Raw genomic sequence first — 3,248 nt, 5'->3', positions numbered from 1 at the left:
GAATCGGTGATCCGACATTCCAGCAACTCACCATTCCACCGTTTACTTCTGAGCAAGTGCATCATATTCATCCGACAACCCGGGTTGTTTATGTTCACTCTGGCCGTGGGTATTCCATCGTCGGGCAATCAGAAAAGACTGATGAGGTTGAACTGCTCCCCGGTATGGTCGTCGTACTCGATCCAATGTCACCGCACCACTTCAGGACTGAGGGCGAGTCTCTGACCGTTCTCCCGGTTCATGTCTTTTCAAGCACCCCGGCAAGCATGGAAAGCAATCACCCGATGTTTAATGGCACCAAGGAAGTGTGAGTTAAGGTGATTTCGAGACTGGCCAATTAAGGTGTTTTCAAGATTGGTTAATTAAGGTGATTTCAAGACTGGTCAGTTAAGGTGTATTTAAGGTCGATCAGGTAAGGTGAAATCAAGGTCGGTTAGGTAAGGTGATTTCAAGGTCATCAGGTAAGGTGTATTGGAGTCTGTGAGTCAGCGTGAGAGCCAGGTTATTTTTTTGACGTTTTACCGTCTGTACTGCCAGCTTTGCCGCTGATTACCGATAAGCGGCAGGCGGCGTTCAGGCCGCTCTGCGGGGCTTTTTCCTAATCGGCGGGTTCTATAGCCTATACGGGAAAAACCGGCATCAATCGGCCTCAACGGGAGCTCCTAGCCTATGACCGTATAGCCTAGTAATGACGGGCGATAGCGGAAAGGCGGTATAAATCGGTAATTGAGTGAGGCGGCATTCAGGCCTATCTAGGAGGCTTTTTTCCTGAGAGGGCTACCAGTAGGGTCGGAGGAAAAAACCGGCGTGACGGGGCGTGAACGGCGGCAGTTTCGGGGCTTCTGATTATTGCGGGTTGTTAGTAGGTAGGCACAAAAAAACAGGCTTTTTGCCTGTCTCTTGTCTATTGGCTAATTAGATGTACTGACCATCTAATTTTGCTTCTGAGTAGGTAGCGAAAAAAGACAGCTCATTATGAGTCTTATCGTATCCCAGTTTTGCCTTTACGTGTTGTCCATTAATGATTACTTCTCTTTCTAGCCACCTATAACCAGCAGGTAACTCAGTATGCTCGCTTAGCTCTAGGCTGTAGTCATTGCAAACATCATATATTTTCATTGTTGTTGCTCCCTGAAATTTGAGCAGGCTCGCTGGCCTGCCCTATTCGGTTATTAGAGTTTAAAGACAGGCTCTTCTTTTTGCTCACCGTTTTCAAACTTTTTGACTAGCTCATCGAGTGCCGATTGCAGAGCGTCTTTGATCTTATCAGCTTGCTCGGCTGTGTACTCGTATTTTGACTTATCAGCCAGCTCGCTTACACGCTCGATTAATCTCAGAGCCTTCGGCATTCTGATATTCACAGTCTCTACAAACCGTTCTTCAGAAGACTTTTTAGATTTACTGTTACGTTCCATTTTGTCCTTAGCCATGGTAGTACCCTCTTTTTTGTTGGTAGTCGTTTTCTTACTGGTGGTTTTAGTAGTAGTCATGGTTGTTACTCCTTTGTTTATCATTATTCGTTGTTTGTATTTTTAGTATGGGTTGTCTGTCGTGTATATCAATTAGTTTTTTAGTGGTCTGATAAGCGGTAATTTAATACCGCTAATTTTTATAGCGGCTCATGTGCTAAAACAGCATCGAAATAATGCTCTAAGGCTGTCATTAAATCACCTGTATATTCAAAAACTAAATCGTCTGATTTCCACCTGTCAGTATCGTCTTCGTTTGTTTCTTCATAATATACGGTTACTGATGCTGTATTATTGCTTAGCAATTTAAAATCAGCATAGTGGCCAGCCTTGCTATTATGGTCGCTCATTGTTTCTGGAATAATTGCGTTGTTCATTTTTGTCGCCTCGTTTTTCGTTGTTGTTATTTTAACTATGGGTCGCCTGACGTGTATTCCAATAAAATTTTTTTAGTCCCTGACCAGCGGCAAACTGGCTGATAAGCGGGAGTGAAAAAGCTCTATGCCGTTTACGTGTATGCTCGCTTCGTCTATATAGCTCTCGGCTAATTCTAGCTCGTCCACGGCGCTTGGATTCTCGGCTATATATTCGGCTAGGTCTGCCAGCTTCTCGGATAAGAGAGCTATACGTTTTGCCTGTATCATTGCTGAGCATGCTAGGTCGGCATTGTCGGTAACTGGCATAGTGCGTGTGTCCATGGTCGTAGCCTCGCTATTAAAATTTCATGCTCTTTTCGAGCTTTTTTAGTTCGTCTGTCAGGGTTTTCAGTTTTTTTAGTTTCGGTATGGTGATGCTTACTTCGTCTACGCTCTCCATCCACTCTTCATCGTCGGTGTATTTTTTCATGTCGCCTACTACTTCAACGGTGAAAAATCGGGAGATAGTTTCTAACCAAGAGACAGTAGACTTCAGGTCGTCTAATACAGGCTTCATTTCCTGCGCTCTTTTGATCTTGGTTTCGATTGATTCTTTTAATTGTTTAGTTGTTTTCATGGTACTGCCCTTGTTTTTCGTTATTGTTATTTTAACTATGGGTTACGTGTCGTGTATTTCAAATTATTTTTAATTTTTCCCCTCCCCTCTTTATATCGGTTTTTCACCCTGGCTTCTGGTAGCTCCATCACCTGGTACTTACAAGATAAGTTTGATAAACGGTTTTTGTCGCTTACCATCGGGGTCCCTAGGGTTCTTTCTTCGTTGCGGGTTCTAAGTGGCGCGGTGTTTCGTTAGCGCCAGAACTCAAAAATGGGTATACAATTTTTTGAAAAGGCTGGTTTTCACGCTGAAAACAGGCTGAAAGGCAATTCATTGGTATACAAATAGCCCTGAATCGAATCAGGGCTGACCTGAATCAATAATCAATGGCGAGCATGACGGTTAAAACCCGAATTGTTTTGGACAAGTCCTCTGGATTCTCCGATCCGTGTTCCATATCAGGGGCGTAATAATCGAATTTAGCGAAAACCCTTTCGCCTTCAAATTCAACTGAAAACCAATCATGGTCACCGTATGGATCATTGTCTTCATGGAAGTTATCAAAGTTGGCAATCAGAGTGGCTAAACCAAGCTTGTCTTTAATCGTATGATTTAGGTTTGAAGTCATCATTATATGAAATGCGCAGTTTTCTTTTTGGAGTTTCAGTTTTTCCTCGGGATCAATTAGCGAGCGCCGAACCCTGTCATTATAAATAGCTATAGATTTCATAATTAGTACCTCCGTATAGGTTAGCTATTGTTATGGTTCCGGGGCTTATATAGGTCATCAGCCGCCTACCCACT

General features: G+C 43.3%; 7 protein-coding genes. 1 reads left to right on the top strand and 6 read right to left on the bottom strand.

All coding sequences use genetic code 11. The features are described from left to right. A partial coding sequence (locus tag AK963_RS27215) for a cupin domain-containing protein (protein ID WP_175404654.1) occupies positions 1–311 on the top strand: 311 nt, incomplete at its 5' end. 604 nt (positions 312–915) lie between these two features. Here AK963_RS27215 and AK963_RS27210 read toward each other — a convergent pair. The 6 genes from AK963_RS27210 to AK963_RS27185 all read right to left on the bottom strand — a co-directional run bounded on the left by AK963_RS27210 (position 916) and on the right by AK963_RS27185 (position 3,174). Further along, positions 916–1,119, bottom strand: coding sequence for a hypothetical protein (locus AK963_RS27210; RefSeq protein WP_066018466.1), 204 nt, complete (start codon positions 1,117–1,119; stop codon positions 916–918). A 53-nt stretch (positions 1,120–1,172) separates the two neighbouring features. After that, positions 1,173–1,490: a hypothetical protein gene (locus AK963_RS27205; RefSeq protein WP_066018465.1), complete on the bottom strand. Its 318-nt coding sequence runs from the start codon at positions 1,488–1,490 to the stop codon at positions 1,173–1,175. Positions 1,491–1,609: 119 nt separating this feature from the next. After that, positions 1,610–1,846 carry a hypothetical protein gene (locus tag AK963_RS27200; RefSeq protein WP_066018464.1) on the bottom strand — a complete coding sequence of 79 codons (237 nt, stop codon included), beginning with the start codon at positions 1,844–1,846 and terminating at the stop codon, positions 1,610–1,612. Between the two features lie 72 nt (positions 1,847–1,918). Beyond that, positions 1,919–2,152, bottom strand: coding sequence for a hypothetical protein (locus AK963_RS27195; protein WP_139117706.1), 234 nt, complete (start codon positions 2,150–2,152; stop codon positions 1,919–1,921). 31 nt (positions 2,153–2,183) lie between these two features. Further along, positions 2,184–2,462, bottom strand: a complete 279-nt coding sequence (locus tag AK963_RS27190) for a hypothetical protein (protein WP_066018462.1) — start codon at positions 2,460–2,462, stop codon at positions 2,184–2,186. Between the two features lie 358 nt (positions 2,463–2,820). Further along, positions 2,821–3,174 carry a DUF3768 domain-containing protein gene (locus AK963_RS27185; RefSeq protein ID WP_066018461.1) on the bottom strand — a complete coding sequence of 118 codons (354 nt, stop codon included), beginning with the start codon at positions 3,172–3,174 and terminating at the stop codon, positions 2,821–2,823. Positions 3,175–3,248: the final 74 nt, after the last annotated feature.

It is taken from the genome of Endozoicomonas atrinae (assembly GCF_001647025.1).
Classification (GTDB): Bacteria; Pseudomonadota; Gammaproteobacteria; order Pseudomonadales; family Endozoicomonadaceae; genus Endozoicomonas; species Endozoicomonas atrinae.
The sequence above is the reverse complement of the archived record's forward strand: the minus strand, read 5'-3'. Positions and strand labels throughout refer to the sequence as shown.

Coding starts and splice junctions, on each gene's coding strand:
- AK963_RS27185 (WP_066018461.1), bottom strand. CDS start 3,174: ATGAAATCTATAGCTATTTATAATGACAGGGTTCGGCGCTCGCTAATT.
- AK963_RS27190 (WP_066018462.1), bottom strand. CDS start 2,462: ATGAAAACAACTAAACAATTAAAAGAATCAATCGAAACCAAGATCAAA.
- AK963_RS27205 (WP_066018465.1), bottom strand. CDS start 1,490: ATGACTACTACTAAAACCACCAGTAAGAAAACGACTACCAACAAAAAA.
- AK963_RS27210 (WP_066018466.1), bottom strand. CDS start 1,119: ATGAAAATATATGATGTTTGCAATGACTACAGCCTAGAGCTAAGCGAG.
- AK963_RS27200 (WP_066018464.1), bottom strand. CDS start 1,846: ATGAACAACGCAATTATTCCAGAAACAATGAGCGACCATAATAGCAAG.
- AK963_RS27195 (WP_139117706.1), bottom strand. CDS start 2,152: ATGCCAGTTACCGACAATGCCGACCTAGCATGCTCAGCAATGATACAG.